General features: G+C 62.8%; 25 protein-coding genes, 3 tRNA genes and 1 pseudogene. 9 read left to right on the plus strand and 20 right to left on the minus strand.

Going from position 1 to position 26,047, the window contains the following annotated elements:
• Positions 1-50: 50 nt before the first annotated feature.
• The 6 genes from OYT13_RS09390 to OYT13_RS09415 form a co-directional block, all read right to left on the minus strand.
• A complete protein-coding gene (locus OYT13_RS09390; protein ID WP_017232342.1) occupies positions 51-998 on the minus strand; it encodes an AEC family transporter in 948 nt (315 codons plus the stop codon).
• A gap of 2 nt (positions 999-1,000) precedes the next feature.
• Positions 1,001-1,762, minus strand: coding sequence for a GntR family transcriptional regulator (locus tag OYT13_RS09395; protein WP_261938729.1), 762 nt, complete (start codon positions 1,760-1,762; stop codon positions 1,001-1,003).
• Positions 1,763-1,991: 229 nt separating this feature from the next.
• Positions 1,992-2,285 (minus strand): hypothetical protein, encoded by a 294-nt coding sequence (locus OYT13_RS09400; RefSeq protein WP_261938728.1) that lies wholly within the window; start codon positions 2,283-2,285, stop codon positions 1,992-1,994.
• Positions 2,286-2,678: 393 nt separating this feature from the next.
• Positions 2,679-2,867 (minus strand): hypothetical protein, encoded by a 189-nt coding sequence (locus OYT13_RS09405; protein ID WP_017232345.1) that lies wholly within the window; start codon positions 2,865-2,867, stop codon positions 2,679-2,681.
• Between the two features lie 112 nt (positions 2,868-2,979).
• Positions 2,980-3,186, minus strand: a complete 207-nt coding sequence (locus tag OYT13_RS09410; protein ID WP_017232346.1) for a hypothetical protein — start codon at positions 3,184-3,186, stop codon at positions 2,980-2,982.
• A 615-nt stretch (positions 3,187-3,801) separates the two neighbouring features.
• On the minus strand, positions 3,802-4,509 hold the full coding sequence (locus OYT13_RS09415; RefSeq protein WP_268567870.1) for a succinate dehydrogenase iron-sulfur subunit: 708 nt from the start codon (positions 4,507-4,509) through the stop codon (positions 3,802-3,804).
• A 202-nt stretch (positions 4,510-4,711) separates the two neighbouring features.
• On the opposite strand from OYT13_RS09415, the pseudogene OYT13_RS09420 reads away from it, so the two are divergent.
• From OYT13_RS09420 to OYT13_RS09435, 4 genes and pseudogenes are all read left to right on the plus strand, one after another.
• A pseudogene (locus tag OYT13_RS09420) lies at positions 4,712-5,031 on the plus strand (alpha/beta hydrolase-fold protein); the annotation flags it as partial.
• Between the two features lie 138 nt (positions 5,032-5,169).
• Entirely contained in the window at positions 5,170-6,156 is a 987-nt protein-coding gene (locus tag OYT13_RS09425; RefSeq protein WP_232424525.1) for an EAL domain-containing protein, read from the plus strand.
• A complete protein-coding gene (locus tag OYT13_RS09430) occupies positions 6,062-6,463 on the plus strand; it encodes a GAF domain-containing protein (RefSeq protein WP_268567627.1) in 402 nt (133 codons plus the stop codon). The genes OYT13_RS09425 and OYT13_RS09430 overlap by 95 nt, the downstream gene beginning before the upstream one ends.
• 123 nt (positions 6,464-6,586) lie before the next feature.
• Complete coding sequence (locus OYT13_RS09435) at positions 6,587-7,714, plus strand: diguanylate cyclase domain-containing protein (RefSeq protein WP_268567628.1); 1,128 nt, start codon at positions 6,587-6,589, stop codon at positions 7,712-7,714.
• Between the two features lie 14 nt (positions 7,715-7,728).
• Here OYT13_RS09435 and OYT13_RS09440 read toward each other — a convergent pair whose 3' ends face one another.
• Positions 7,729-9,180, minus strand: a complete 1,452-nt coding sequence (locus tag OYT13_RS09440; RefSeq protein ID WP_261938725.1) for an aminotransferase-like domain-containing protein — start codon at positions 9,178-9,180, stop codon at positions 7,729-7,731.
• 323 nt (positions 9,181-9,503) lie between these two features.
• On the opposite strand from OYT13_RS09440, the gene OYT13_RS09445 reads away from it, so the two are divergent.
• The 3 genes from OYT13_RS09445 to fghA all read left to right on the plus strand — a co-directional run bounded on the left by OYT13_RS09445 (position 9,504) and on the right by fghA (position 13,849).
• On the plus strand, positions 9,504-10,985 hold the full coding sequence (locus OYT13_RS09445) for an EAL domain-containing protein (protein ID WP_268567629.1): 1,482 nt from the start codon (positions 9,504-9,506) through the stop codon (positions 10,983-10,985).
• A 65-nt stretch (positions 10,986-11,050) separates the two neighbouring features.
• The gene (locus OYT13_RS09450; protein WP_268567630.1) at positions 11,051-12,523 is read left to right on the plus strand and encodes an aminotransferase-like domain-containing protein; all 1,473 of its coding nucleotides are present in this window, start codon (positions 11,051-11,053) and stop codon (positions 12,521-12,523) included.
• A 471-nt stretch (positions 12,524-12,994) separates the two neighbouring features.
• Positions 12,995-13,849 (plus strand): S-formylglutathione hydrolase, encoded by an 855-nt coding sequence (gene fghA, locus OYT13_RS09455; RefSeq protein ID WP_017232354.1) that lies wholly within the window; start codon positions 12,995-12,997, stop codon positions 13,847-13,849.
• Between the two features lie 151 nt (positions 13,850-14,000).
• Here fghA and fusA read toward each other — a convergent pair whose 3' ends face one another.
• The 4 genes from fusA to OYT13_RS09475 all read right to left on the minus strand — a co-directional run bounded on the left by fusA (position 14,001) and on the right by OYT13_RS09475 (position 19,744).
• Positions 14,001-16,097: an elongation factor G gene (gene fusA, locus OYT13_RS09460; RefSeq protein WP_017232355.1), complete on the minus strand. Its 2,097-nt coding sequence runs from the start codon at positions 16,095-16,097 to the stop codon at positions 14,001-14,003.
• A gap of 219 nt (positions 16,098-16,316) precedes the next feature.
• Positions 16,317-17,963, minus strand: coding sequence for a methyl-accepting chemotaxis protein (locus tag OYT13_RS09465; RefSeq protein WP_268567631.1), 1,647 nt, complete (start codon positions 17,961-17,963; stop codon positions 16,317-16,319).
• 314 nt (positions 17,964-18,277) lie between these two features.
• A complete protein-coding gene (locus OYT13_RS09470) occupies positions 18,278-19,402 on the minus strand; it encodes an exo-alpha-sialidase (protein ID WP_268567632.1) in 1,125 nt (374 codons plus the stop codon).
• 72 nt (positions 19,403-19,474) lie between these two features.
• Positions 19,475-19,744: a MoaD/ThiS family protein gene (locus OYT13_RS09475; protein WP_026131863.1), complete on the minus strand. Its 270-nt coding sequence runs from the start codon at positions 19,742-19,744 to the stop codon at positions 19,475-19,477.
• A 359-nt stretch (positions 19,745-20,103) separates the two neighbouring features.
• On the opposite strand from OYT13_RS09475, the gene OYT13_RS09480 reads away from it, so the two are divergent.
• Complete coding sequence (locus OYT13_RS09480; protein ID WP_150564495.1) at positions 20,104-20,466, plus strand: hypothetical protein; 363 nt, start codon at positions 20,104-20,106, stop codon at positions 20,464-20,466.
• A 27-nt stretch (positions 20,467-20,493) separates the two neighbouring features.
• On the opposite strand, the gene OYT13_RS09485 is transcribed toward OYT13_RS09480, so the two are convergent.
• From OYT13_RS09485 to OYT13_RS09525, 9 genes are all read right to left on the minus strand, one after another.
• Positions 20,494-20,682 (minus strand): glycine zipper 2TM domain-containing protein, encoded by a 189-nt coding sequence (locus tag OYT13_RS09485; protein WP_150564494.1) that lies wholly within the window; start codon positions 20,680-20,682, stop codon positions 20,494-20,496.
• Positions 20,683-20,881: 199 nt separating this feature from the next.
• Positions 20,882-20,957 (minus strand) — tRNA-Lys (locus OYT13_RS09490).
• A 55-nt stretch (positions 20,958-21,012) separates the two neighbouring features.
• Positions 21,013-21,088, minus strand: a tRNA-Lys gene (locus OYT13_RS09495).
• Between the two features lie 57 nt (positions 21,089-21,145).
• A tRNA-Lys gene (locus tag OYT13_RS09500) sits at positions 21,146-21,221 on the minus strand.
• Between the two features lie 71 nt (positions 21,222-21,292).
• Positions 21,293-21,478, minus strand: a complete 186-nt coding sequence (locus OYT13_RS09505; RefSeq protein WP_017233511.1) for a hypothetical protein — start codon at positions 21,476-21,478, stop codon at positions 21,293-21,295.
• Positions 21,479-21,661: 183 nt separating this feature from the next.
• Positions 21,662-21,901, minus strand: coding sequence for a hypothetical protein (locus tag OYT13_RS09510; protein ID WP_017233512.1), 240 nt, complete (start codon positions 21,899-21,901; stop codon positions 21,662-21,664).
• A 434-nt stretch (positions 21,902-22,335) separates the two neighbouring features.
• Complete coding sequence (locus tag OYT13_RS09515) at positions 22,336-22,668, minus strand: DUF4148 domain-containing protein (RefSeq protein WP_017233513.1); 333 nt, start codon at positions 22,666-22,668, stop codon at positions 22,336-22,338.
• A gap of 250 nt (positions 22,669-22,918) precedes the next feature.
• Positions 22,919-23,536, minus strand: coding sequence for a LysE family translocator (locus tag OYT13_RS09520; protein ID WP_017233514.1), 618 nt, complete (start codon positions 23,534-23,536; stop codon positions 22,919-22,921).
• A gap of 107 nt (positions 23,537-23,643) precedes the next feature.
• Positions 23,644-24,111 (minus strand): rhodanese-like domain-containing protein, encoded by a 468-nt coding sequence (locus OYT13_RS09525; protein WP_150563608.1) that lies wholly within the window; start codon positions 24,109-24,111, stop codon positions 23,644-23,646.
• 463 nt (positions 24,112-24,574) lie between these two features.
• On the opposite strand from OYT13_RS09525, the gene glnA reads away from it, so the two are divergent.
• On the plus strand, positions 24,575-25,990 hold the full coding sequence (gene glnA, locus OYT13_RS09530; protein WP_017233517.1) for a type I glutamate--ammonia ligase: 1,416 nt from the start codon (positions 24,575-24,577) through the stop codon (positions 25,988-25,990).
• Positions 25,991-26,047: the final 57 nt, after the last annotated feature.

Here is a 26,047-nt window from a genome sequence, read left to right on the forward strand (position 1 = left end):
AGGGATCGCCGTTCGCGCCTGCCGTCTCGGGGCGTTGCTTTTGCGTGCGCTTAACGCACGCTGAACCACCCAATCAGCAGCGACACCGTTACCACGGAGAGCACCGTCGACATCAGAATCGCGCGCGAGGCGACGGTGGCTTCGCGTCCGTACAGTTGCGCGAGCATGAACGGGCCGGTGCCGATGGGCAGCGCCGAGAGCAGCAGGGCACTGTGTGCCCAGATCGCCGGAAGATCGAAGACGCGGAACGCCAGGAACGCCGTGATGGCCGGTTGAAACACCAGCTTGAGTCCGACGAGACGCCCGACCGCCCGCGCCATGCGCGGCGCTCGCGCCGCGCCCGATCGCTGCGCGAGAAACAGGCCGATCGCGACCAATGCGCAGGGACTCGCGGCACCGCCGAGCAATGTCGTGAGGTGCAGCACGGGGGCGGGCAACGCGATACCGGCGCCCGCAAATGCCATGCCGGCGAACGGTGAGACGACAAGCGGATTGCGCACCAGCGCGCGGACTACGAAGCCTGCCGTGCGACGCCAGTTCGGCGTGACTTGCAAATCCGTCTCGATGATCGCGATGGAGATTGCGAAGAGCACGGTGGCGGTGAGCAGCATCGCGACGACGACCGCCGGCACGCTGGCCGGACCGAAGACCACGAGGCACAGCGGCAGTCCCATGAACCCGGCGTTCGGATAGGCCGCGCCCATGCCTTCGATGCTCGCGTCGGTCAGCCGTCCTCGTACCGTGCGATCGAGCAGGAACGACAGCGCGAAGGTCGCCGCCATGCCGCCGCCGAACGCTCCCAGAAACCCCGGATTGACCAGCTCCGCCCACGTAATCTGCGCCATCGACTGGAACAGCACGGCGGGCAGGGCGAGATAGACGACGAAACGGTTGAGGGCGTCGAGGGCGCCCTCGCCGAGCCAGGCCCGGCGGGCGCAGAGATAGCCCACGAAGATCAGCCCGAAGACGGGCAGGGCAGCAGAGATAACGGCTTGCATCGTCAGTGGGTCCCCGCCAGTCGGGCAAGCCACTCGCGTCGCGACTGGCCGCCGTCGGCTTCGGTGTGTTCGCGTGCGGCGGCTTCGGCGCCGATGGCGTCGCCCGCCGCGATGCGCGCGGCGATCTCCCCGTGCTCATGCCAGACGACTTCCTGCATCGGCATCGCGCCGAGCGTTGCCGCCATCGCCCGCATGATGTGCGGCCATTGCGGCGCTACCGTTTGCGCGATCAATGGGTTGCCCGACGCGTCGTGCAGCGCCGTGTGGAAGGCAACCTCCACGCGGACTTGACGCGCCACCGGCGTGCCTCGTGTCATCGCCATGCCGGCGGCGACGGCGTCCTGCAGGCGGCGCAATTCGACGTCGGTCAGCGTGCCCTGTGCCATGCGCGTGGCCGCCAACCGGGCGGCGAGCCCATCCAGCGCGGTGCGCACCTGATAGAGCTGGCGAAGATGGTCGGCGTCGATCGGCGCGACCTCGAGCCCTTGGCGCCCGCTGTCGCAGACCAGACCGTCGCGCTTGAGCAACTGCAACGCATGGCTGACAGGCTGACGCGACACGCCCAAGGCATCGGCCAACTCGGCTTGGCGGATGCGCTCGCCCGGCGGCAATGTGAGATCGGCGATGGCGTCGCGCAGACGCGAATACACCAGGTCGATCAGCACCGGCGTGCTGGTCAGTGGGCCAAGCGGCGCAAGCGCCGCTTGGGGCGCGGAAGCTGGGTAGGACGCCGGAAAGTCGGCGCTGGCAGCGGGGTTCGACATGGGATTCCGGTGCTTGCCGGTATCAGTGATATATGGAATTCCGAATTCTACGCTTGCAAGCGAACGCCGGGGGACGTTTTTTAGATCACCGGTTAACGTGTGCTGGCGCGAGGAATAAGAGGAAGAGGACGTGGCATGCGGCGGACGCGGGACGGGAAGGGGCGAGAGAGGATCCGGTGACGCAGTCAAGCGGCGACGCCGAGGGGGGCGGCGAAAGACGTGAGGGGTATCAGTCGCTCGGATCGAGTTCGGGGGGCGAGACGGAGGTGGCGCGGGCGGGCGTCTGGAGCAGGGCCTGCATGGTGGTGCGGGTGCGCTGCAGACGTCGGGCGAGGGCCCAGGCGTCGGCTTCGCGTTCGAACAAGCCGACGATCAGATGCGGTTCCGCGGCGAAGCCGTCGGAGAACAGCCCGATATTTTTGGCGATCATCTCACTTGTGCGTTCGACCGAAACGGTGTACTGACGGGGCGAGCGGTACTGATTGATGACCACGGCGAAGGCGCGGGAGAGCGCGTCGGACATACGGAAACCTCCTCTGTCGGCGTAGCGCGGTGTCCCGGATGTCGAGCGTTGGAGACTTGGCGCGAAGCGTTGCACTTCCGGTGATTGTAGGCCATGGCGGTGTGCGCGTTGGGAGAAAACGATGCCGGTGCAAACGCGGGGATGCGGGGCATCGGCCTCGACATAAAAAAAGCCGCCGAGCGGGTCGGCGGCGCAACAGAGAGGGTGACAGCGCAACCGAAGTTGCCGGAAACCAGCATAGGTGGCCGTGATGACAGCGACGTGACCGACGTCGCGACTAGCACGGCAGGGCCAACGTGCCAACGGGCTGCGGGCGACGGGGCCGACAGGGATAGCTCCGCAAGTCGCTATCCGAAGCCGGATCGCGACTTGCCTGCTCGGGGCGCCCGGTGGCTACACCAATACGGGCAACGCCTCCATGACCAGCAACGCGACGAGGGCGCCGACCACGGCACCGACCGCGCGCAGACTGTAGCGCGTGGCCCGTGTGGTGACGGGAATGCCGCCAACGAGCAATGCACCGGCCACGGCCATCGGCAGGAACAGGGTCAGGTCGTAAAGGTTGAAGTGAAGTGCGGGCATCGTTCTTGTCTCCTCGCCTGAATTTCCCTTCCACTATAGGACGGTTGCGGAGGATGCCCAAGTTTGGTGCGTTGCAGCATGTTGCTGCACGGGAAACGATGCCCTGGCCGCGTCAGTCTTCCTGACGCACCGCGTGCATCTTGCGGCGAGCATTCCACATCGCCATGTCCTTGCGCGTACGTACGCGGTCACTGACGATGACGCCCGGCGGTTGCGCGCGGGCAGCGGAGATACCTACGTCGTCGGCTTCGCTGCGCGCCTGTACCATCATGACGAGCGTAAACAGCGAGGCGGCAAGCGCCAGCAGGATCAGCTTCATTGGGGCCCCGGTAAATCTCTGATGATCTGGTCGGTGTCATGCATCGTCGTCCTTGTCCTGACCAGTCCTTGAAGGGGGACCGTGCCGGCGGTGGTGGCGCGATGCTGCTTTGTGCACTGCTGATGGACTACGTTGCTGCGACTGCCTGGCGGGACGGGGCTCGGTGTGCCTGACGCGGCCTGATCGCCATTCGCGTCTTACATGGCGCGACGCATCATAACCGGCAAATGTGACAAATCTCCCAGCGGGGAACATCTCGCGTCGATCGCGGTGCAACAGATCACCGCACGTCTCCCACGTCCTTTACCGTATAGCGACGTGCGCGGCGAAAAGTTTAGAAATCGTGACAAATTTTTTGAGACGGGGTGCGAATGCGATGGCATGCGCACGGGGCGCCTGTGTCGGCGCGGCTGCCGTAAGTCGTCATACACGGCCGCCCCGGCGATTGTCCCGGTTCGGCAATGGGGGGGGCGAAAGCGGGGGGCGTTTCTAGTCGAAGGCTGTACGACCTCAAGCGGGTCGGGTCGCATGAGCGTCACCGACTTGGCACCGTTCACGCTTGGGCTGGCCGGTCGCGCGTGGATCAGTTTTCCGAGGGTTCGCGTGGCGTTCGGTTTAAAGGGTCCGGCGCACCAGCATGGATTTAATCTCGCCGATGGCCTTCGCTGGGTTCAATCCCTTAGGGCAAACGTCGGTGCAGTTCAATATCGATCGGCAGCGAAATAGCCGATACGGATCTTCGAGATTGTCGAGCCGTGCGTTCGTGCCTTCATCGCGTGAATCAACGAGGAACCGGTAGGCCTGCAGCAGCCCCGCGGGGCCAACATATTTGTCGGGATTCCACCAGAACGACGGACAGGCGCTCGAGCAACAGGCGCACAGGATGCATTCGTAGAGTCCGTCGAGCGCATCGCGTTCGTCCGGTGACTGGAGGCGCTCGCGTTCGGGGGGAGGCGTATCGTTGATCAGGTACGGCATGATCGAATGGTATTGCTCGAAGAATGCCGTCATGTCCACGATCAGGTCGCGCACGACCGGCAAGCCGGGGAGCGGGCGCAACACCGTATGACGTGGCAAATCGTGAAGATTCGTCGTACAGGCAAGACCGTTCTTGCCGTTGATGTTCATCGCGTCCGACCCGCATACGCCCTCTCGGCACGAGCGCCTGAAACTCAACGTTTCGTCAAGAGCCTTCAGTCGCATCAACACATCGAGCAGCATCCGGTCGGTTGGCGCGATGTCGATCGTGAACGTCTGCATGCGTGGCGCAGAATCGCCGTCCGGATCGTAGCGGAAGATGTCGAATGTTCTGAACTCGGTCATGGAGGCTCCCCCGTCATTTTCTGCGTCAGCATCGCTGATGCATCGGCACTGCTGCGCGCATGGGCCTGGCAGCGGCATGAGCGCATCGCGTCGCGACATACCATGCGCGCTTTGGATATATCTCAATAGGATATAAAAGACCGAGCCAGGCGTGATGACTTGGATCAATCCCGGGCGAAGCCAACATGCGCGAAATTGCCAATCGTCGCACTATCGCATCGACAGCTACATCGTCGACGAACTCTACGGCGTGGTGACGCAATCGTTGCCGATCGACGCGGGACGCATCGGCATCTTCGGCCACTCGATGGGCCGGCATGGTGCCCTGACGCCCGCTCTGCGCAAACCTGATGAATTCCGCCCGGTGTCGGCATTCGCGCCGATCGCCGCACCAACGCGTTGTCCGTGGGGCGAGAAGGCGTTCGCGGGATATCTGGCGCGGATCGCGAGACGTGGCGTCAGTATGACGCCAGCGAACTGATGGCCAAGGCCGGTCAGGTGGGATTTCCGGGCGGCATCGTGTAAGCAGACAAGCCTGCTCCGGTGAGTTGCCGGCCAGCTTTCCCGGGTACGACATCGGATCTGATACGCATGTTTTGATACGTGACTGCTACTCGTTTTGGGATCGCAGCCAGGTCATAGTTCGCAACTACGATAACCGTGCGAAAAGAACGCCATGCGATTTTTGCAACGCTACACAGCACGAATACGCTGGCTGCGACCTATATATTCGACGAGCATCCCGACGCGGCGGTGACTGTCGTCGTTGCGTCGAGCCTGGCGGGCTTCCTCGCGGCCAGCCTGTTCGCCGCTCACGCCGCCGTCGTTCTGCTTTTCGCACTATCTGCTTGCGACGCGATTGTGTACGTTGGCTATTGCGTTCACCCAAAAGCGAGATTGCGGCGCGCGGTGCGCATCGGTCTTCGCCGTGGTGAGTTCCATGTCGTTTATCAGCCCATTGTGGACATGTGCATGCGACATTGCGTGGGCGTGGAAGCGCTGCTCCGGTGGGGCCATCCAAAGTTCGGCGCCGCGGGGCCGGGGCAGTTCATTGGGAAGCTCGAAGGCTCGCGGCTGCTCGGCGCGTTGACCCGTTTCGTGCTGCGCGAGGCGACTAACGCACTGAGCCAGCCGCCGTTCCCCCAGCACTGGCATATATCGGTCAACATCTGCGCGCGGCATCTGATGAAGGACGGCTTTGTCGAGGATGTCTGCGAGTCAGCCGGTCCGATGCTGGAGCGCCTCATTTTGGAACTCACCGAGCGCAGTTGCGTCGAGCGTACGCCGCGGGTTGTCACGGCCCTTGGCCACTTAAGGCAACGCGCCGTACACCTGTCACTCGACGATTTCGGTACAGGCGTCAGCAATTTTGACTTGCTCGCGGACTTCCGGTTCGATTACGTGAAAGTAGACCGGCGTTTTCTAGCCATGCGTGGCGATGCGCGCATCCAGTTTCTGAAGTCGGTCGCTGCAACGGAACGTCGTATTCCATGTGGCGACTTACTATGGCCGGACGCTCCAATGCGAGGAACCGTTTGTCGTCAGGGATACATTGTCCGATGCGGAGCTTGCGCAGGGGCCACTGGCAACCCACCACTTTGGAATCCGTTTTTTCGCAGGCATTGCGCTGCGTCTACCGTGCGGTAAACCCATCGGTATGCTATGTGTGATGCACTCGATGCCGCGGCGTTTCACGCGCCAACAGCGTCAGATGCTGGCAGACCTGGGGCAAATGCTCGAGCACGAAATTGGCCTGAGCAAGCTGGACAGCGCTGATCGCTTGCAGGTGCTTCGGGCGATCGACCGGCTTCAGACCCAGCACACGCTTTACGTCGAGACGTTCCATCGGACTCCAGTCGCTATCGCACATATCGGAAGGGACTGGGAGTGGCGACACATGAATGATGCCTGCGTGAAATTCTTCGCGCACTCGCGCACTCGCGCGCTCCGCTGACGAAAACGAACATACGCGATCTGCTGGATGCGAGCGACCGGACCAGGTTTGAGCAGGCCGTGCAGTCCCTGGATATTCGTAGCCGGGGGGGGCGAGGTCCTGACACTCGACGTAACGTTCAGGTTGCGCAACAAGCAAAGAAAGCCAGCGCGAGTGCAGGTGGCACGGAGGCAGACGACGTCGGCCCGCGACGGCGGCTGGCTGTTTGTCATTCATGATACCCAGGCGGAGCAACAGGAAAAAGCCGCGCGCGATGCGCGGGAGGCTGCGTTGCATCGGGGAGCCCATGAGGCCTCGGAAGGTCTGCGCAAGGCGCATGAGCAACTGACGAGCGCCGAGCGACAATTGGGAGCCACGCGCGTGGATTTGCGCGCTATCGCTGACAATCTGCCGGCGCTGGTCGCGTACGTCGACGGTGAGCGACGTTATCGGTTCGCCAACTCAACCTATCGCGAGTGGCTGGGGTTGGACCCCGAGGAGATCGTGGGACGGCTCACCCACGAGGTTCTCGACGCTGATTTTTTTGCTGCCATCGAGCCGTACGTCCAGCGCGTGCTCAGCGGCGAAAGGGCCGAGTACGAGGTTGGAGCGACGCTTAACGGGAGCCAACGTGTCCTGCGTGGTGTGATGGTGCCGCGTCGTGTCCATGATCAGGCGGATGATGGGTACTGCCTGCTGGTGCAGGATGTGACTGAGCGAAGGGCGTTGCTCGATCGCCTGCGGCACCAGGCATTCCACGACGCGCTGACCGGCCTGCCGAACAGACGCTCGTTCTTCGAGAGGCTCGATGAGGCGTGCGCAGCAGGCAGCGACGGTGTGGCGGCCATCATGTTTATCGACCTGGACGGCTTCAAGGCTGTCAACGATACCTACGGGCATCAGTGCGGCGACGAAGTCCTGGTTGAAACCGCGCGCCGGATAAGCCGCTGCGTGCGTGGCGGGGATCTGGTTGCGCGGCACGCCGGGGATGAGTTCACCGTGCTGCTGGCCGGCCCTGCCATCGATCACGCTGCACTGGAGAGAATTGCACGGGCGATCCTGCTGACACTGAGCCAGCCCATAACGTTTGGGGCGAAGGTCGTCAGGTTATCAGCCAGTATCGGCATGCTACTGCGCGGCCAGGCAGCGTCGTTAAGTGGCGAAGCCCTGTTACGTGCGGCGGATGCCGCGATGTATCGTGCGAAAGTCGCAGGCAAGGCGCGTATTGTCGTGCATGAGATTCACGATTCACCGGCCGGCGTGCCGGGTTGAGATCGACGTCCGTATCATGCCGGCCGAACCGGACCGGCAAGCCTGGCGCCGCAACGCGATTCATCAGCGCACAGGGCACCTAGTGTCGCAACCGCATTCTCGAGCCGCGCTGACCATGGGTATCCATAGTTCAGTCGTACACGGTGCCGGAAGGCGCCGTCCGCTGAGAAGATAGGTCCGGGCGCGACGCTGATGCCACTGCTGAGCGCAGCCTGGAAGAACTGTATCGAGTCTACGTGGTCCGGAAGCGTTACCCAGGTGAAATAACCGCCGTCGGACTTGGTGGCTAGGGTATCGGCCGGGAAGTACCGGCTGATCGCGTCAAGCATCTGCGATTGCTGATGGGCCAACTCGCGACGTAGTTTTTTAAGAAATCGTTCGTAGCCGCCGTGCTCCAGATAGTCGGCGATTGCGCGCTGGGCCGGCATGCTGGCCGATAGCGTGGTCATCCATTTCGCACGTTCCAGCCTGCCCGCGAACCTTCCGGCTGCCGCCCAGCCGATACGATATCCGGGGGCAAGGCACTTCGAAAACGATCCACAATGGATGACAAGACCTTTCCGGTCAAAGAATTTGGCCGGACGCACCGGGTCCGGGCCAAAATGCAGTTCGTGGTAGACGTCATCCTCAATGAGCGGCACGTCGTGTTTGGCGAGCAGATCAACCAGCGCCTGCTTTCTGGAATCGACCAGCGTCACTCCGGTCGGATTGTGGAACGAGGTCATGAACCAGCAGGCCCGAACCGGATGCTGCTGCAGCGCCCGCGCTAGCGCATCCAGATCATGACCCTTCACCGGGTCGACGGGAATCTCCACTACGTTCAGCCTCAAACGCTCGATAGCCTGCAGCGCTGCGTAAAACGTCGGCTTTTCGATCACGATCACATCGCCTGGCGCGGCCAGCAACTGGGCGCTGAGCGTCAGGGCTTCGAGTGCACCGCTCGTAATGACGATCTCATCGACAGGCACCATCATCCCCGACATCAGGTAACGCAACGAAATCTGCTGGCGCAATCCTTCAAACCCCGGCGGCAGGCCGTCAACCATGCTGGCCAGGTGCGTTGAGCGATTGACAGTCGCGCATGACTTTCCGACACGTGCCATTGGAAGCAACGTAGGGCTCAGAAACGCTGAACCCAATGGGACAGTCTCGGGCTGCCTGATCGTCTCGAGTACCTCAAAGACAAGGTCGCTGATATTGACGGTCTTCGGATCGGCACCCGGCGAGGTCCGGGGCCTTTGCCGCGGTAATGCTCCGGTAGTCGGCGACACGAAATAGCCTGAGCGCGGGCGCGCCTTGATCACGCCCCTGTCTTCGAGCAGGTAGTAGGCGCGAAATACCGTCGCGGGGCTCACGTCCCATGCCTTGCAAGCCGAGCGAACCGAAGGAATACGCGCGCCGGGTGGCAGATCACCGCGCTTGATGAGCTCACTGATTTGTTCGGCTAACCGCTCGTACCGTTTCAACGGGTGCTCCTTACGGAAAACACGATTTCGGGCATCGGACCGGCCCCGCCAGCACACACGCCTAACCTCGGAAGATAGCCACTTCTCAATCTGATACGGCCATTCTTTCGCAATCTGCTTCTATTGCGGACGCACACACGCTGGCAAAGTGCGGCCCAGACAGGCTCCACTGCCTTCGAAGTTTCGCCGACGCGAAGCGGTCCGATCCATAACGATTTTTCAAGCCGAATTCTTTTAGTGATAGACCAATGGCATTTGGGTTCCCTGTATCAAAAATCAGGCGCAGCGCGTTCGTCGCGCTCGGTCGTGCCTCGGAACAAGGGTTGACAGTCATCCTGGTCATCTGCGCAGGCACCACACTTGCTCTTGCAGATCCGGCCGACACCCGCTCTAGTCGCATTCATACGCTTGAACATAACGACTGGCAACCATTGACGGACAGGCTCGCCGACCCACCCGCGCCCCCGATTCGCTTTGGCGCACCCTGCGCGTCCATTGTACGGTTGCCCGTTGTTCCCGCAGCCCTTGTCGGCCCGGTCGCCGGCCCGGTGCCTGTGCTAACGAATACCTGCGATTCGCTGAAGGATGCGCGTGAAGTTGTCATTGGAACTACTGCTGTAAGGGCCCATGCAGAGGCGAACCTTGCGACGCTGCTCAGCGACGTGCGGTGGCAAATCAGCGGCCAGGCAGCGGCAGAACGAAATGGCCTTCTAGCCTCTGACGCGCTGGTGGGTAGCACGTCGCGGGCCGACCTGGCGAAGCAATCGCCGGAACCGCCGACAATGCCGGTCTCGGACTGCTCATTGGGTGCGGATTGTGAAACCCGGGCGAACTCGCCTTGGATCGAGGCCGACACGCTCGCCCCGGCGCGGCCGTCGGCAAGCGCAGCGACACAGCGCGCCTCAGCATGGACCCTATCGGGCTTTGTATTGTGGCCGATCCTGGTGGCGGTGCTGGTCGTCGTTGTCGGCTGGGCCCTCAAGCGGTGGTTTCGCTACGACAAGTCGCTCCTGCGTGCTGCGCGTGCAGGGCTACGTCGCGGCGAATTCCACCTTGAGTACCAACCGGTCGTTGGCGTGAGGCGGGCCAGGTGCGTGGGCGTCGACGCCCTGTTGCGTTGGGACAACCAGAAGTACGGCGCGCTGGGCCCGGCTCACTATATGGACGTCATCGAGAAGAGTAGTTTGATCGGACCGGTGACACGTTTTGTCCTGTCGCGCGCCGCCCAGGAGTTGCGGGAAATCGGTGCTCCAAAATCGCTCTACCTCGGCGTTACAGCGCCCGCGTCTTACTTGGTAAGTTCTGCGTTCCTCGCGCACCTTGGCGACGTTGGTTCCCTCGGTCTTCCCCCGTTGATGCTAAAGATCGGGGCGGGCAGCGCGAGGAAGTTCAAAAACCGACTCATCCCGATGATGGCGCGGGCGCGTGAAATAGGCGTGCGTTTTGCCCTGTCGGTCGCGCGGCCTGCTGACGTTGAACCTGAACTGCCGGCAGCGATGACCTTTGAGATGGTAAAGATTGACAGGCGCGTGCTGGGAATGAATCCCGATGAGCGATCCCGACACATCGGTACTTTGACGCGCATGGGCCATGAGATGGGCGCCGTGGTCGTGGTCGAAGGCATTGAGAACTCGGCGCATCACAACGTCGCACGCGCGAACCGTGTCGAGTATGGTCAAGGGTTTTTCTACAGCCGTGCGCTCAGCGCCAGCCGGCTGAAGGTACTTTTCGAGACCGCCAGCGCCGCGTCCAAAAAGCCGGCTGGCGCCGCAACCGCGCTCAGTTGGCGGGGTCGGAATTTCTGAACGACGCGTTCCACCCTCAACCGGGGCAGAGCGGAATAGCTCCATTTGGTTGGCATAACACAATAATGAAGCGCTATCTCCAATTGGCGGCGGAGTTCGAAAGTCTGATGCTGAACGGTACGCTTGAACCCGGTGTGCGACTCCCGTCGGTGCGCCGGGCGAGCAGTTCGTATCGCGTGAGTCCTTCAACCGTTTTCCATGCTTACTACACCCTCGAACGACGAGGCCTGATCGTCGCAAGACCTCGCTCGGGCTATTTCGTCGCAAGCGGGCCCGCGTCAACGAAAGCCTTAACCCTCGTTTCGAAGCACAGTGTTGAGGACGCGGGTGGTGACAGCCTGACTATCCGCTTCATGAGGGCTCAACGTCGATGCGCGCATCCGTGGCTTGGCTCTTCCGAGCCATGTGCCAAGCTGTTCCCGTTTAGCCGGATTGCGCGCGCATTGGCTGCAGCAATTCGGAGGATGGCGAGTTCCCGGAACGCCTTGTCGGCGGGAGAGGTAGAAGCGGATCTGCGTCGCCAGATCGCCCTGCGCTACGTTGTCACAGGTGTTGCGGTCCCAATCGAAGAGGTTGTTGTGACGAGTGGCGCGCTCGACGCAACGATGCTTTGTCTGCAGGTTCTGACTCGGCCTGGCGACACCATCGCAATTGAACGGCCTGCTTTCCACGCCGTGCGAGATGTGGTTAAGCGCCTCCGTCTTAAGGCCGTGGAAATCCCTGTCGATCCACACCATGGACTCGACCTCGGCGTATTAGAGGAGGCGTTGCGGCAGCGTCCGGTACGGGCTTGCTGGTTTATGACGACACTGCATCAGCCAACAGGCGCGACGCTCTCCGATGAACGGAAGCAGGCACTTGTGAGGCTACTGGCCATATATGGCGTGCCGCTGATCGAGGACGACGTATTCCGCGAACTGCATTTCGGTTTGACGCCGGCGTATCCGGCGAAGCGCTTCGATGCCAAAGGTCTCGTGCTGCACTGCGGGTCGTTCTCGACGAGCCTTGCGCCGGGCCTGCACCTCGGTTGGGTAGCCGCGGGGCGCTACGCCAGGAGAATTGAGCACGCGCGTTGGCTGACAATGGACCCGGCGTCTGTGCCCGTGCAATGCGCAATTGCGGGCCTCCTTGAACATGGGGATTACGACCGGCTGCTGCGTAAGCTGCGCCGCGAACTGGCGTCCCTTCAGACACGGATGGTGGCCGCTGTCGTAAAGTACTTCCCCAAAGGGACACTGGTGGTCCGGCCGCCGGGCGGATTCTTCCTTTGGGTGCAACTTCCAGAAGGGGTAGGGGCAGTGCAGTTGTTCGAAATGGCCGAAGCGCACGAAATCGCGATAGCACCCGGTGCAATTTTTTCACGCGATAGCGAATTTCGCCGTCACATCCGGATTAACTATGGACGTCCGTGGACCCGGGACGTTGAAAAGGAGATACACACTTTGGGCACCCTGGCGAGGCGAGCCGTGGCTGAGCAACGGGCGGCCAGGCATGCGGGGCGTGAAGGCGCGGAAGCAATGGCAGGCGAGGCGCCGTGATCGATGGCGATGCCGGCGGAGCGAAGCGCCTCCGGAGCTACCTGCCACCTGCATGCGGCGGTGATTGGCCCGGGGGCGGTGGAAGTAGTTGTTCTACCGCTGGAGACGAATTCGCTGGCCCGATCAATCGATGTCGCCAGGCCGGAGCAGGCCGGAGCGTCGACATTCGACGTACCACGGTGGCAGCATTTTCGCCTGAGCTTCAGCCCAGTTCCACAATCGTTGGCAACGTGGTGGCACAGCAACTTAACACGGACTTTGGCTTCGGTATCATCAGGTCGCCTGAGCGAACGTCTGCGCGACATCGCGACCGTCATGCAACCCGCTAGAATGAACATCGCGCACCCCACGCACCTCGCCGATGTCACCTGTCGCCTCGCGAGGTAAGATAGCGGCCATCATCGCAATGGTTGCCCCGCTCCCGGCGGCGCGGCGCCATGGCCGACTTCCCGAACCCTCTCGGATTTCGTCATGCTCGAACTCATTTCCGAACACCGTTGTTTCGGTGGTGCGCAACGCTTCTATCGCCACACGTCGACTGTCATCGGCCTGCCGATGCGTTTCTCGGTGTTCATCCCGCCTCAGGCGCGTGACGGCCGGGCGGTGCCGGCGCTGTTCTATCTCGCGGGGCTTACCTGCACGGAAGAAACGTTCATGATCAAGGGCGGCGCGCAATGGCTCGCCGCAGAACACGGCGTGGCGCTGATTGCGCCCGACACCAGCCCGCGTGGTGCTGGCGTGCCGGGCGAGACCGATGCCTGGGATTTCGGCGTCGGCGCCGGCTTCTATCTCGATGCGACACAGGCACCTTGGTCGGCGCACTATCGCATGTACAGCTATATCGTCGACGAACTCTACGGCGTGGTGACGCAATCGCTGCCGATCGACGCGGGACGGATCGGCATCTTCGGCCACTCCATGGGCGGGCATGGTGCCCTGACGCTAGCACTGCGCAACCCTGACAAATTCCGCTCGGTGTCGGCATTCGCGCCGATCGCGGCGCCAACGCGTTGCCCATGGGGCGAGAAGGCATTCGCGGGATATCTGGGCGCGGATCGCGAGACATGGCGTCAGTATGACGCCAGCGAACTGATGGCGAAGGCCGGGCAGGTGGTGTTTCCCGGCGGCATCCTGATCGATCAGGGCTTGAACGATCAATTCCTCGAATCACAACTGCATCCGCACCTCTTCGAGCGCGCCTGCCAGGATGCCGGTCAGCCGCTGAACCTGCGGCGCCACCCCGGCTACGACCACGGCTACTACTTCATTCAGACCTTCATGGCGGATCATCTGTCGCATCACGCCGAGCATCTGCGCACTTACTGACCGCGCCCGTGCCCGCGACGCCCGATTCTCTCGGGCCGATCACGCCTTATGACGGAGCGGCAGTCAGCGCGTTAGCGAGCGCGACAGCCGGATAACGACATCGGGCGCGGCGGTCAATCCTGACCCGCCGCGCTCGACATCCGATGACGCATTACTTCTTGGTCGAAATAATCGCGTCGGCCACGTTCCTCGGCGCTTCGGCGTAGTGTTTGAATTCCATTGTGTACGTGGCGCGCCCTTGCGTGAGCGAGCGCAACGAGGTCGAGTAACCGAACATTTCTGACAGCGGCACCTCGGCGCGTACGATCTTGCCGCCGCCCACGATGTCATCCATACCCTGCAACATGCCGCGACGACCGGACAGGTCGCCCATCACGTTGCCCATGAACTCTTCGGGCGTCTCGACTTCGACCGCCATCATCGGCTCGAGCAGCACCGGGTCGGCGCGGCGCATCGCCTCCTTGAACGCCATCGAGCCCGCCATGCGGAACGCGTTTTCGTTCGAGTCCACGTCATGGTATGACCCGAACGTGAGCGTAACCTTCACGTTGACGACCGGATAGCCGGCCACCACGCCGTTGTTCAGCGTCTCGCGAATGCCCTTGTCCACGGCCGGGATAAACTCGCGTGGCACCACGCCGCCCTTGATCGCATCGACGAATTCATACGGCTTTTCCTTGTCCGGCTCCAGCGTGATGACCACGTCGCCATACTGGCCGCGTCCGCCCGACTGCTTGACGAACTTGCCCTGCACGTCTTCGATTTTCTTGCGCACCGTTTCGCGATAGGCAACCTGCGGCTTGCCGACGGTCGCCTCCACGCCGAACTCGCGGCGCATGCGATCGACCAGAATTTCGAGGTGCAGCTCGCCCATGCCCGAGATGATCGTCTGGCCCGATTCTTCGTCGGTCTTCACGCGGAACGACGGGTCTTCCTGCGCCAGCCGATTCAGGGCGAGGCCCATCTTCTCCTGGTCTGCCTTGGTCTTGGGCTCGACCGCCTGCGAAATCACGGGCTCGGGGAATTCCATCTTCTCCAGAATGATCACGGCGTTCGGATCGCACAGCGTGTCGCCAGTCGTCGCTTCCTTCAGACCGACCGCCGCGGCGATATCTCCCGCCCGCACTTCCTTGATCTCGATGCGTTGATTGGCGTGCATCTGCAAGATACGCCCCAAGCGTTCCTTCTTGTCCTTGGTCGGATTGAAGACGGTGGCGCCCGAGTCGATCACGCCCGAGTACACGCGGAAGAAGATCAACTGGCCGACGAACGGGTCCGTCATGATCTTGAAGGCGAGGGCGGAGAAGGGCTCGTCGTCCGACGGGTGGCGTTCGATCTCCTTGTCGTCTTCGTCGTGACCGGCGATGGCGGGCACGTCGACGGGCGACGGCAGGTAATCGATCACAGCGTCGAGCATGGCCTGCACGCCCTTGTTCTTGAACGCGGTGCCGCACAACATCGGCACGATTTCACCCGCGACGGTACGCTTGCGCAGCCCCTGCCGGATCTCGGCCTCGGTCAGCGTATCGCCGCCAAGATACTTTTCGAGCAGCGCCTCATCGGCCTCGGCGGCGGCTTCGATCATCTTGTCGTGCCATTCCTGCGCCGTGTCCTTGAGATTGGCCGGAATGTCGACGTATTCGAACTTCACGCCCTTCGATTCCTCATCCCAGACGATGCCTTTCATCTTCACGAGATCGACCACGCCCTGGAAATTGTCCTCGGCGCCGATCGGAATCTGGATGGGCACGGCATTGCCGCGCAGACGCTCGTGAATCTGCTTGTGCACGCGGAAGAAGTCGGCACCCACGCGGTCCATCTTGTTGACGAACGCGATGCGTGGCACCTTGTACTTGTTGGCTTGCCGCCAGACGGTCTCGGATTGCGGTTGCACACCGCCGACCGAATCGTAGACCATGCAGGCGCCGTCGAGCACGCGCATCGAGCGCTCGACTTCAATCGTGAAGTCGACGTGGCCCGGCGTGTCGATGATGTTGATGCGGTGTTCGGGATAGTTGCCGGCCATGCCGCGCCAGAAGCAGGTCGTCGCGGCAGACGTGATCGTGATGCCGCGCTCTTGTTCCTGCTCCATCCAGTCCATTGTGGCAGCGCCTTCGTGGACTTCGCCCAGCTTGTGGTTGACGCCTGTGTAGAACAGGATGCGCTCGGTCGTCGTTGTCTTGCCAGCGTCGATGTGAGCACTGATGCCGATGTTTCGGTAGCGCTCGATGGGGGTCTTTCGGGCCACGGTACACCTCTTTTCCAGACGGTGGGAAAAAGCATAGCAGCAGCCATCATACTCCAATGTCTCCATGCCGCGCTGAGCGTGACATCGGCTGGAAGCCCAGCAGGCATGGGGGTTTGCGCCGGCCGGCGGCACCGCCTGCGGGCGGGCGCGGCGCCTCGCCGGCACGCCCCAGCGGCACGGCCGGAACGGCGAAGGCGCCGATGATGCCGATGATGCCGATTACGCGGTATGGCGCGCCCGGGCGAACGCCAGCACGTCGCCCCGCGGGCCGTTGGCGGCCGTCTGGGCGGGGGCGTCGAGCATGGCCGTGACGAGGTCGCCATCGGTCAGCCGGAACACGGCGACGGCGTCGCGCAGATAGCGCGCCTGATCTTCCAACGACCCGGCGGCCGCCGTGGCCTGCTCGACGAGCGCGGCATTTTGCTGCGTGACCTGGTCCATCTGCATGACGGCGGTGTTGACCTGCTCGATGCCGCCCGATTGCTCGCTCGATGCCGCCGAGATTTCGCCCATGATGTCGGTCACGCGCTGCACGGCCTGCACGATTTCCGCCATCGTGCGACCGGCGTCGCGCACTTGTGCCGAGCCGTCTTCGACCTTGTCGACGGACGTCTCGATGAGCGTCTTGATCTCCTTGGCCGCGGCGGCGCTGCGTTGGGCTAGCGTGCGCACTTCGCCCGCCACGACGGCGAAACCGCGACCTTGCTCGCCGGCACGCGCCGCTTCGACGGCGGCGTTCAGCGCGAGAATATTGGTCTGAAAGGCAATGCCGTCGATCACGCCAATGATGTCGTTGATCTTCGTCGAGCTGGCCGCAATCCCCTGCATCGAGGCGACCGCACGTTCGACCACCCGGCCGCCTTCACCGGCGATTTCCGACGCGTTCGCGGCCAATTGGCTGGCTTGCCGCGCGTTATCGGCGTTCTGGCGCACGGTGGCCGTCAACTCTTCCATCGACGAGGCGGTCTCTTCCAGGGATGCGGCCTGTTCTTCGGTGCGGGACGACAGATCGGTGTTGCCGGCAAGCAATTGCCCCGATGCCGAGGCGATGGCGGCTGTGCCGTGTCGTACGCGTCGCACAATGTGTTCCAGACTTTCATTCATGTGTTTGAGTGCGCCCATCAATTGGCCCGTCTCGTCGCGGCTGGTCACATCGATGCGACTCGTGAGATCGCCCTGTGCCACGCGCTCGGCCACGGCCACGGCGCGCGCGAGCGGACGCGTGATGCTGCGCGTGACCGACCAGGCGGCGCCGATGCCCAGGAGGGTTGCCGCTGCACCGATGGCGATGAGCAGCCATTTGGCGAAGACGATGCCGGCGCGCGTTGTGGCGCCGGTGTCGTCGACGATCTTTTTCTGGAGCGTGACCAGTTCGGCGGCTTCGGCCTGCATGGCGTCGAGCGCGGGGAGGGCGTCGCGATGGGTGAGGTCCAGCGCCAAGTCTCGCTCGCCCGAGGTCAATGCGGCGAGCATCGCACGACGTGCCGTCACAAACGCGTCGTTGTGTTGCCGGATCGAGGTCATCAATTGTTTGCCGTGCGCCGACACCACGTATTTGTCGAGCACGGCCTGCGCCTCGCCGATCCGGCTGAGATTGGCGTCGATACGCTGGTTGATGGTGTTGCGTTGCGCGGCGTCGGTGATCGTGAAGATCTCCAGCATGCGGCGGCCGTTGCCACGCACCATGGCATCGATGCTGTGTGCCGCATCGGCCTTGGCCCACGCGCTGGTGAGCAGTTCTTCGTTATCGCGCTCGATGGCGACGAAGCGCATCAGGGTGATGACAAGCATGGTCAACAACAGGGCTAGCAACGTGCCGAAACCGATGGCCAGTCGGGTTCGGATTTTCAGGTCGGCGATTCGCATTCGGGTGACTCCGTTTAGGGATGGGATGCCTGGACGACAAGGGTGACGTTGTGGCCCACTTGCGTTGCGAGGCCGGGTTGCCGATCGCTGCGCGGTGCGTGCCGACGCTCAGCAGGAAGCACGACGCGACCTTGTCGCACGCACCGACATCGGCGCGCGCGACACGCCAAGCAACGCGTGACGGGGGGGATCAATGAAGCCAGTTCGCCTATCTCTATCTACGACGCGAAACGCGCTAACTGAAGGTTTCCTTCAGCAAAACGGGCGAGGGCGTACCGACGAGACGCTCGGCATGTCGAACGACAAGACGCCCGCTACACGAAGCGCACGGCGTAGATAGGGGGCAAGTGCGTGGACAGGCATTGCCACTGCTCGCCTGCGTTGTCGCTGACCCACAGCGCGCCGGTGGTCGAGCCCATGGCGAGCGAGTGGCCGGTGGCGTCGATATCCAGGCCGTGGCGATAGATCAGATCGTAGGACGGCACCTCCGGCAGTCCGTGCGAGAGCGATGTAAACGACTCGCCGCCATCGCGCGTGCGAATGACGACGAGACGGGCGTCGACCGGCATGCGACAGGCATCGCGCTGGGCGGGTACGAACCACGCGACATCGGGGTCGTGCGGATCGACGGCGACAGCAAAACCAAAACTCGACGGTGACGCTTGAATCCGCCGCCACGAGGCGCCGTAGTCGAGGCTGCGGAAGATGCCGTTGTGATGCTGTGCCCACAGGGCGTTGGGGGCGTCGCGGCATTGCACGAGACGGTGGACGTCCTGCGCATTCGGATCGAGGCGTCGTTCGGGCGGCATGTAATCGGCTTCCATGCCGCTGGCCGCCAAAGCCCAGGTGTGTCCGTCGTCACGTGTGCGCCAGACGCCGCCGGTCGAGATGGCGACGCTCACCTGTCGGCTGTCGCGCGGATCGATACAGATCGAATGAATGCCGGGGTGATCGTAGCCGCCCCCCATCCATTCGGCGCGCTCGGGGCGATCCCACAAGCTTTGCACCAGTGTCCAGGTGCGGCCTCGGTCGTGGGAGCGGAAGAGGCCACCGGGAATCGTGCCTGCCCACAGAACGCCGGGGGCGTCGGGCCCCGCGGCTTCGAGCGACCAGAGCAGGGAGACCGATGGTGCCGACAACGCCTGCGCATCGTTCGCCGATGCTTCGGACTGCTCTATTTCTGGGGCGAAGGCCGGCGGTGAGAGTTCGGTCCACTCGCTCGCGTCGCGTTCGCGGCACCAGAGCTTCACGCCGAAGTGACCCAGATTGAGCGCGGCGTAATCGGTGCCGTCGCGCGGGTCGCGCAGCACCATGCTCACGGGCTCGCCGGGAAAGTCGGGCGCGCTCGACTTCAGGCGCCAGACGGCGTCCTCACGCTGCCATGTGAACAATCCCTTGCGGGTGGCAACCAGCAACGTGGCTCCGGTGACGTGTTTCACGATCTGCCTCCTTGGCTCGCGCGAGTCTTGTTCGATGCTCGCGCATTCATCCGCCGCTCCCGCCGTGCTCCCTTATCCGCCCGAGAGCGCCTGGGCGACATACACGCGGCTGGCGTCGTTCAGTGTGTCGCCCAGCGTGTGTCGGTCGCGGATCAGCCGGCCATCGACAAAGACCGCGACGTGCGCACGCAATCGTCCCTGATCGTTGAACAGGTAGCCGCGCAACTCGGGCGTGAGCGTCACGCATTGCGCGAGCACGGCATGGACGGTCGGTCCATCGATGCATTGATCGTCAACGCAGACGTGGCGCTGAATTGCGGGTGCGAAGGTGACGGTCGCCATGTCCTGGTTTCGCGGATGCCGTTGCGGCCAACGGATCCATCTTCCGAAGAGAACGAGACCTTCAGTGTAGACAATGCGGATCGCTTGCATGGTGTGCAGTGCAGCACTGTTGTGCGTTCGCCGCGCTATGTTTGCCGGAAGATAGCGGGCTCATCGTCCCTTGCGGCCAATCATGAGGCGAGAGGGCGCGGTTTGGTTTCCTTTGCATGACGAGCAGCGAGTATCGAGTCTTGTGGGGCGTCGTCGTAGGGTGTGGCATCGCATATCGGACACTCCCCATCCCACTTCACCGCGTTATTGTTCACCATTATTGGAGTGCCCGCGAGCGCAGTGCCGCAGGCAAACTCCAGGAGGGAGCAATGGCAAAGAACCGAGGAAAAGACATTGGCATGGGACGCTGGTCCGATGCGGCGATCAAGCGTCAGTGGCGCTTGCACAAGGCGGGCGAGGCATCGCAGAAGGAGGACTTGACGGTCAGGCGGCCGCCGGAGATGGCGAGGTGTGAAGGCTACTTCGTATGGAGCGGCCGTCAGGCGGCGTTTATCGGTCGGCACGACGGCGCGTTAAAGCATGGCGCGCGTCATTACGCGACCTGCACGGCGCAGGCCAAGCGCTATGCGAATGTGGCGGAGGCCCGGGCGGCGGCAGATGCCTTGGTGGGCGCGGTGCTGATCATGTACGGCTACGCCGCCAACTCCCCACTCTATGCCGTGGGGCGATGACGGCGTGCGCCGGGCCGAGCGGCAACGTTACTTGCCCAACTCGTGGCCGATGACCCCGCCGACGACCGCGCCGCCGATGGTGCCGGCGGTGCTGCCGCCGGTGGCTTCGTGCCCGATGACCCCGCCCGCGGCGGCGCCGCCCAGCGTGCAGCCGACGAGGGACGAGCCCATCGCGAGTGCCGTGATGACAACGAGAATCGACTTCGTCGTATTCATGATGCGTCTCCTGAAGCAAGGGGTGGCCGTGCGACCCGCAACGACGTGAATCCAGCATAGATGGCACGCGTTTCGCGGACTATCGGTCGCGGCTGAATCGACTGTAGGAATCGGACGACAGGGGATGACCGGCAGGAGGCGGAGCATGGGCGGGCAGAAACGACGAAGGCCGCACAGCGTGCGGCCTTCGTCATGCATCTGGTGGGGCGTGAGTGACTCGAACACTCGACCTACGGATTAAGAGTCCGCTGCTCTACCAACTGAGCTAACGCCCCGGTGCTGCCGGGAACAAAAAAGGCTGCACGCGGCGCAGCCTTCGCTGTCGTACTTTGGTGGGGCGTGAGTGACTCGAACACTCGACCTACGGATTAAGAGTCCGCTGCTCTACCAACTGAGCTAACGCCCCGATGCTACCGGGAATAAAAAAGGCTGCACGGCGTAGCAGCCTTTTTCAGAATTCGTTTGGTGGGGCGTGAGTGACTCGAACACTCGACCTACGGATTAAGAGTCCGCTGCTCTACCAACTGAGCTAACGCCCCAACGAGACCGAGATAATATCGGCTCTTCCGTAAGGGGTCAACCCTTAATGGTGAAAATCCGCAAAAACGACTTATGTCAGGAGGGGTACCAGCTCGAACGCCAGCACGGCAAGCACCGCGCCGACGACAACGAGTAGCGAGCGCCAGCACATTCGAACGGCGCCTTTGCAGGGCATGGCGCCGACAGCGATCGCGCCGAATGCGGCGATCGCAAACATGCTCATGAGTTCCGCGTTGGAAAGGTGGGGCACGATCATCGCCGGTCTCCCTGCCGCTATTGCGCGAGTCAAATCATGTTTCAAGTATAGAAAACGGCCCCGTCCAAGCAAAGCGGCGCGGCAACCGGGATTTCCCCAGTGGCCGCGCCGCGCGTTGTTGCGATGCGATCTGTCCGAAACGTTCGATTCACTCGATCCAGGCGCCGCAAACGATCCTCAACGTTATTCGGGCAGATCGAGAATCAGCACGATCGTCCATGCGTCGTCGCCCTCGTGGTGGTACTGACGCTCCACCACGATAAACGGTTGCTTCTTGTCGCCTTGGCCGAGGAACAGCACGTCGCCTTCGGCCGGCATGCATTCGATCGGCGGCAGCGCGAGAGGGGTGCCCTTGGGGACGAGTTTTTCGGCCTTCTTCGCTGCGCGTTCGGTCCACTCGATATCGAATTCGATCTGACTCACCGGATGATCCTGTCTATGCAAATTGAAACGGCTGCATGGTAGCACGCAGCTTGCGCGACTCAAGAAAAAAGCCCGCGCCTTGGGCTGGGCGCGGGCGAAGGTCCCATGCGCTCGCGGGAGCGCATGGCGACAGGAGAGGCGCCCGTGGGGAAACCGTCGGTGCCCGCCCAACCAGAGGGGAAGTGTTCTGGACGAGCGGGCGTGCCGGTTGCCCGGTCAGGCTCAGGCGCGTGCCTGTCGGCGGGACAATACGAGGTGACGCAACACAGGCTGGCGATGCCGTCCTGCCTGTGTGCGTCACGTCATGCTGCCGGGGTACGGCAACACGACGAGGGACGGCGCGTGCGGCGCGGCTCGGAGGGGGCCGAGAGCGGCGACCGCCGCTGTCGATTGAGCGCTGCGGCGTGCCGCGATGCTCAGCGACGGCTCAAGGCTTACGGATTCGAGTACTTCATTTCGCCGTTCTGGCGTGCGCGCACGAGATCGTCATACACCTGGGCGCGCGTCTTGCCCGGCGCTTGATTGGGCTGCATCGTGGCGAGCACGGGATACTCGTAATCGTTCTGCGGAATCAGGCCCTGCGCGCGGGCATCGACCAGTTCCTGGCGAACCTGCTCGCGCGAGACCTGCGAGGTTTGCGACACCCACGCGAATTGTGAACCCTCGGGATAGGCATCGCTGCTCCGACCCGCCTGTGCGAAGGCGGCTCCGGCGGCGGTGACCATCAAGACCGACATCAGGGCTGAGGCGATGTGCTTGCGATTCATGACGTTGACTCCTGTCTTTCTCAGTTGCGGGGGCGCGCAATGCATCGGTACCGGCGTTCGCTTTCGTAGGCTTCGGTATGCGTTGTGTGCGACCGTTGAAGACAGTCTAGGCGTCTGGCTATCACGGAAAAATGGCAATTGAGGGAATAAATACTTCCGGGAATCGCAACAATGCGCGACGTGCGCCCAAAAAAAACGCCACCCGCAGGTGGCGATCACGACGTAGCGGCGATGGCTGCGGGTGTTGCGTTCAGCGCGTCGCGATGACGACGGCGGCGCCGGCCATCACCGTGCCGGTCGCGCGATTCAGACGTCGCACGGCGCGCGCCGAACTGAGCAGTCGGCGCGCGCGGGCAGCGAGCGCGATGTAGCTGCCGAACACGAGCGCGAGAACGCTCAGCGTAACGCCCACGATTTCGAGGTAGCCGAGCGCTGTCACCCGTTGCAGATCGAGCAGATTGGGCAGCAGGGCGAAGTAGAACACGACGACCTTCGGGTTGCCCATCGTGACCGACAGTCCTCCGAGAAACAGACGCCACGATTGCTCGCGCGGCGCGGCGGCCATCGGTTCCGCGGGCGCGGTGACCGGTGCGTGCCACATCTTCCAGGCCAGGTAGAGCAAGTAGGCGGCGCCGGCGTATTTGATCGCGAGAAACACGCCCGCGAAGGTATGGGCCAGTGCGGCGACGCCCAGCACGGCAAGCGTCAGCCACACGACATCGCCGATCGCCACGCCTGTTGTGAACGCGATGGCGCCCTGCGTACCGCGTCCGAGCACGCGCGCCACAATGGCCGCGATGCCCGGCCCGGGCGTGCCGGCGCCGACGAACAGGGCGAGGGCGAACGTAAGTAAAGGGGTCCACTCCATCTCAGTGCTTCCTCGCGATTGAGACGTTCAGCGTTGTCTGGAAACGTGCCGACGCGCGCGCCTCGACGGGGGCTCCTGTGCGCTCATTTGCACACAGAAATGCCCACTCAGGCGCCGAGCCAAGGCAGTCCACGAAAGCACCAGCCGCTCACCGTCTTTCGATGGCCGGCCTTGTCCTTGTCGCCCTCGAAGCCTTCGAGAATGTCGAACGACTGCGTGTAACCGGCTTCATAGGCGACCTTGGCCGCGGCCTTCGAGCGAGCGGCGCTGCGACACAGGAACAACAGCGGCGTGGTCTTGTCCGGCGTCTGGGAAGCGAGTTGCTCGAGGAAGTGTTCGTTGGGCACGCCTCCTGGGTATCGAACCCATTCGACGTTGGCGTATTGACCATCGGGTACCTGCGGGCGGCCGACCCAGTCGAGTTCGGCGCGCGTGCGCACGTCGATCAGGCGAACGTTGGCATCGGCGCCAAGCAGTGCCAGGGCTTCGTCCGGCGTCACGGCGCCTGCGTAGGCGAGCTGAGCGCTCGCGCGGCGTTGGGAGGCTTGCTCGAGAATGGCTTTGGCGCTTGTCATGGGGCTGTGATCTCGTTGAACGATGATTGTGCTTTATTCTAGCGTGCCCTTCGTGCGCGAGGCGCTTTACGTGTTGCGTGGCGTCGGGATTGGCCGGAGCGCAGCCAGTGTTTGGCCGCGCGTGATGGCGGTGCAGGGCGACGCACAATTTCGGTTCGCGCCGATCGGCGGCTAGCACATAAAAGGTGCATAATCACAAAATGCACCAATACGGTGATGTTTCGGCGCGCGTTGCACCGAATCGGGGAATTATGGCCCGTGAGCGGGGATTCCAGGCTGGACGCACCAGAATAGAATATTCGCTTAGAAATCAGAGGGCGAGGGTCAGGGAGGGCAGGGTGATGGATTGTTGGCACGCTTCCTGCTTATCACTGGCGAATCCGAACACGGAGTTCGTTAAGACGGTACGGCGACGCGGGCGATAAGCGCCAGCAGCGCCAGATTGAATCTTTCGGGAGATAGCATGAGCAAATCTGTGGCAGATGTGATGAATCTGGTTAAGGAAGAAGACGTCAAGTTCGTCGACTTCCGCTTTACCGATACGCGCGGCAAGGAACAACACGTCTCGGTGCCGGTGTCGCACTTCGACGCTGACAAGTTCGAGAGCGGCCACGCTTTCGATGGTTCGTCGATTGCTGGCTGGAAGGGCATCGAAGCCTCGGACATGCTGCTCGTGCCGGACGCGAACACTGCCTACATCGACCCGTTCTACGAAGAAAACACGCTGGTGCTGACCTGCGATGTGATCGAGCCGGCCGATGGCAAGGGCTACGACCGCGATCCGCGTTCCATCGCCAAGCGCGCTGAAGCCTACCTGAAGAGCACGGGCCTGGGCGACACCGCCTTCTTCGGTCCGGAGCCGGAATTCTTCATTTTCGACTCGGTGCAGTGGAGCACGGACATGTCCGGCTCGTTCGTCCGCGTGAATTCGGAAGAAGCTCCGTGGTCGTCGGCGAAGGACTTCGAAGGCGGCAACACCGGCCACCGTCCGGGCGTGAAGGGCGGTTACTTCCCGGTCGCACCGGTCGATTCGTTCCAGGACATGCGCTCGGAAATGTGCCTGTTGCTCGAGCAACTGGGCGTGCCGGTCGAAGTGCACCACCACGAAGTGGCGGGTCAGGGCCAGAACGAAATCGGCACGAAGTTCTCGACGCTGGTCGAGCGCGCCGACTGGACGCAGATTCTGAAGTACGTGGTGCACAACGTGGCACACAGCTACGGCAAGACGGCAACGTTCATGCCGAAGCCGATCGTGGGCGACAACGGCTCGGGCATGCACATCCACCAGTCGGTCTGGAAGGATGGTCAGAACCTGTTCGCCGGTAACGGCTACGGTGGTCTGTCGGAGTTCGCGCTGTATTACATCGGCGGCATTATCAAGCACGCACGTGCCCTGAACGCGATCACGAACCCGTCGACCAACTCGTACAAGCGTCTGGTGCCGCACTTCGAAGCACCGGTGAAGCTGGCCTACTCGGCCCGTAACCGTTCGGCCTCGATCCGCATTCCGTACGTTGCCAACCCGAAGGGTCGCCGCATCGAAGCGCGCTTCCCGGATCCGATGGCCAACCCGTACCTGGCCTTCTCGGCCATGCTGATGGCTGGTCTGGATGGCGTGCAGAACAAGATCCACCCGGGCGAAGCTGCCGACAAGAACCTGTACGACCTGCCGCCGGAAGAAGACGCAAAGATCCCGACCGTGTGCTCGAGCCTCGAACAGGCGCTGGAATACCTGAACGAAGACCGCGAGTTCCTGACCCGTGGTGGCGTGTTCACGGATGGCATGCTCGATTCGTACATCGCGTTGAAGACGGACGAAGCGCGTCGTATCGCCATGACCACGCACCCGCTCGAGTTCGAACTGTACTACTCGCTGTAATTGAATCGCTGCGCAGGGAATGCGCCGGCATGACGGAACGCCAGCGGCCGACCGTCA

Source organism: Pandoraea sp. XJJ-1, from assembly GCF_026802345.1.
Taxonomy (GTDB): domain Bacteria; phylum Pseudomonadota; class Gammaproteobacteria; order Burkholderiales; family Burkholderiaceae; genus Pandoraea; species Pandoraea cepalis.

What these genes read in the sequence shown, in the direction of transcription:
- OYT13_RS09400 (WP_261938728.1), bottom strand. Translation starts at nt 2,285, where the DNA reads ATGTCCGACGCGCTCTCCCGCGCCTTCGCCGTGGTCATCAATCAGTAC.
- OYT13_RS09505 (WP_017233511.1), bottom strand. Translation starts at nt 21,478, where the DNA reads ATGATCGTGCCCCACCTTTCCAACGCGGAACTCATGAGCATGTTTGCG.
- OYT13_RS09395 (WP_261938729.1), bottom strand. Translation starts at nt 1,762, where the DNA reads ATGTCGAACCCCGCTGCCAGCGCCGACTTTCCGGCGTCCTACCCAGCT.
- OYT13_RS09515 (WP_017233513.1), bottom strand. Translation starts at nt 22,668, where the DNA reads ATGAATCGCAAGCACATCGCCTCAGCCCTGATGTCGGTCTTGATGGTC.
- glnA (WP_017233517.1), top strand. Translation starts at nt 24,575, where the DNA reads ATGAGCAAATCTGTGGCAGATGTGATGAATCTGGTTAAGGAAGAAGAC.
- OYT13_RS09405 (WP_017232345.1), bottom strand. Translation starts at nt 2,867, where the DNA reads ATGCCCGCACTTCACTTCAACCTTTACGACCTGACCCTGTTCCTGCCG.
- fghA (WP_017232354.1), top strand. Translation starts at nt 12,995, where the DNA reads ATGCTCGAACTCATTTCCGAACACCGTTGTTTCGGTGGTGCGCAACGC.
- OYT13_RS09450 (WP_268567630.1), top strand. Translation starts at nt 11,051, where the DNA reads ATGAAGCGCTATCTCCAATTGGCGGCGGAGTTCGAAAGTCTGATGCTG.
- OYT13_RS09525 (WP_150563608.1), bottom strand. Translation starts at nt 24,111, where the DNA reads ATGACAAGCGCCAAAGCCATTCTCGAGCAAGCCTCCCAACGCCGCGCG.
- OYT13_RS09485 (WP_150564494.1), bottom strand. Translation starts at nt 20,682, where the DNA reads ATGAATACGACGAAGTCGATTCTCGTTGTCATCACGGCACTCGCGATG.
- OYT13_RS09410 (WP_017232346.1), bottom strand. Translation starts at nt 3,186, where the DNA reads ATGAAGCTGATCCTGCTGGCGCTTGCCGCCTCGCTGTTTACGCTCGTC.
- OYT13_RS09465 (WP_268567631.1), bottom strand. Translation starts at nt 17,963, where the DNA reads ATGCGAATCGCCGACCTGAAAATCCGAACCCGACTGGCCATCGGTTTC.
- OYT13_RS09390 (WP_017232342.1), bottom strand. Translation starts at nt 998, where the DNA reads ATGCAAGCCGTTATCTCTGCTGCCCTGCCCGTCTTCGGGCTGATCTTC.
- OYT13_RS09415 (WP_268567870.1), bottom strand. Translation starts at nt 4,509, where the DNA reads ATGACCGAGTTCAGAACATTCGACATCTTCCGCTACGATCCGGACGGC.
- OYT13_RS09475 (WP_026131863.1), bottom strand. Translation starts at nt 19,744, where the DNA reads ATGGCGACCGTCACCTTCGCACCCGCAATTCAGCGCCACGTCTGCGTT.
- OYT13_RS09480 (WP_150564495.1), top strand. Translation starts at nt 20,104, where the DNA reads ATGGCAAAGAACCGAGGAAAAGACATTGGCATGGGACGCTGGTCCGAT.
- OYT13_RS09520 (WP_017233514.1), bottom strand. Translation starts at nt 23,536, where the DNA reads ATGGAGTGGACCCCTTTACTTACGTTCGCCCTCGCCCTGTTCGTCGGC.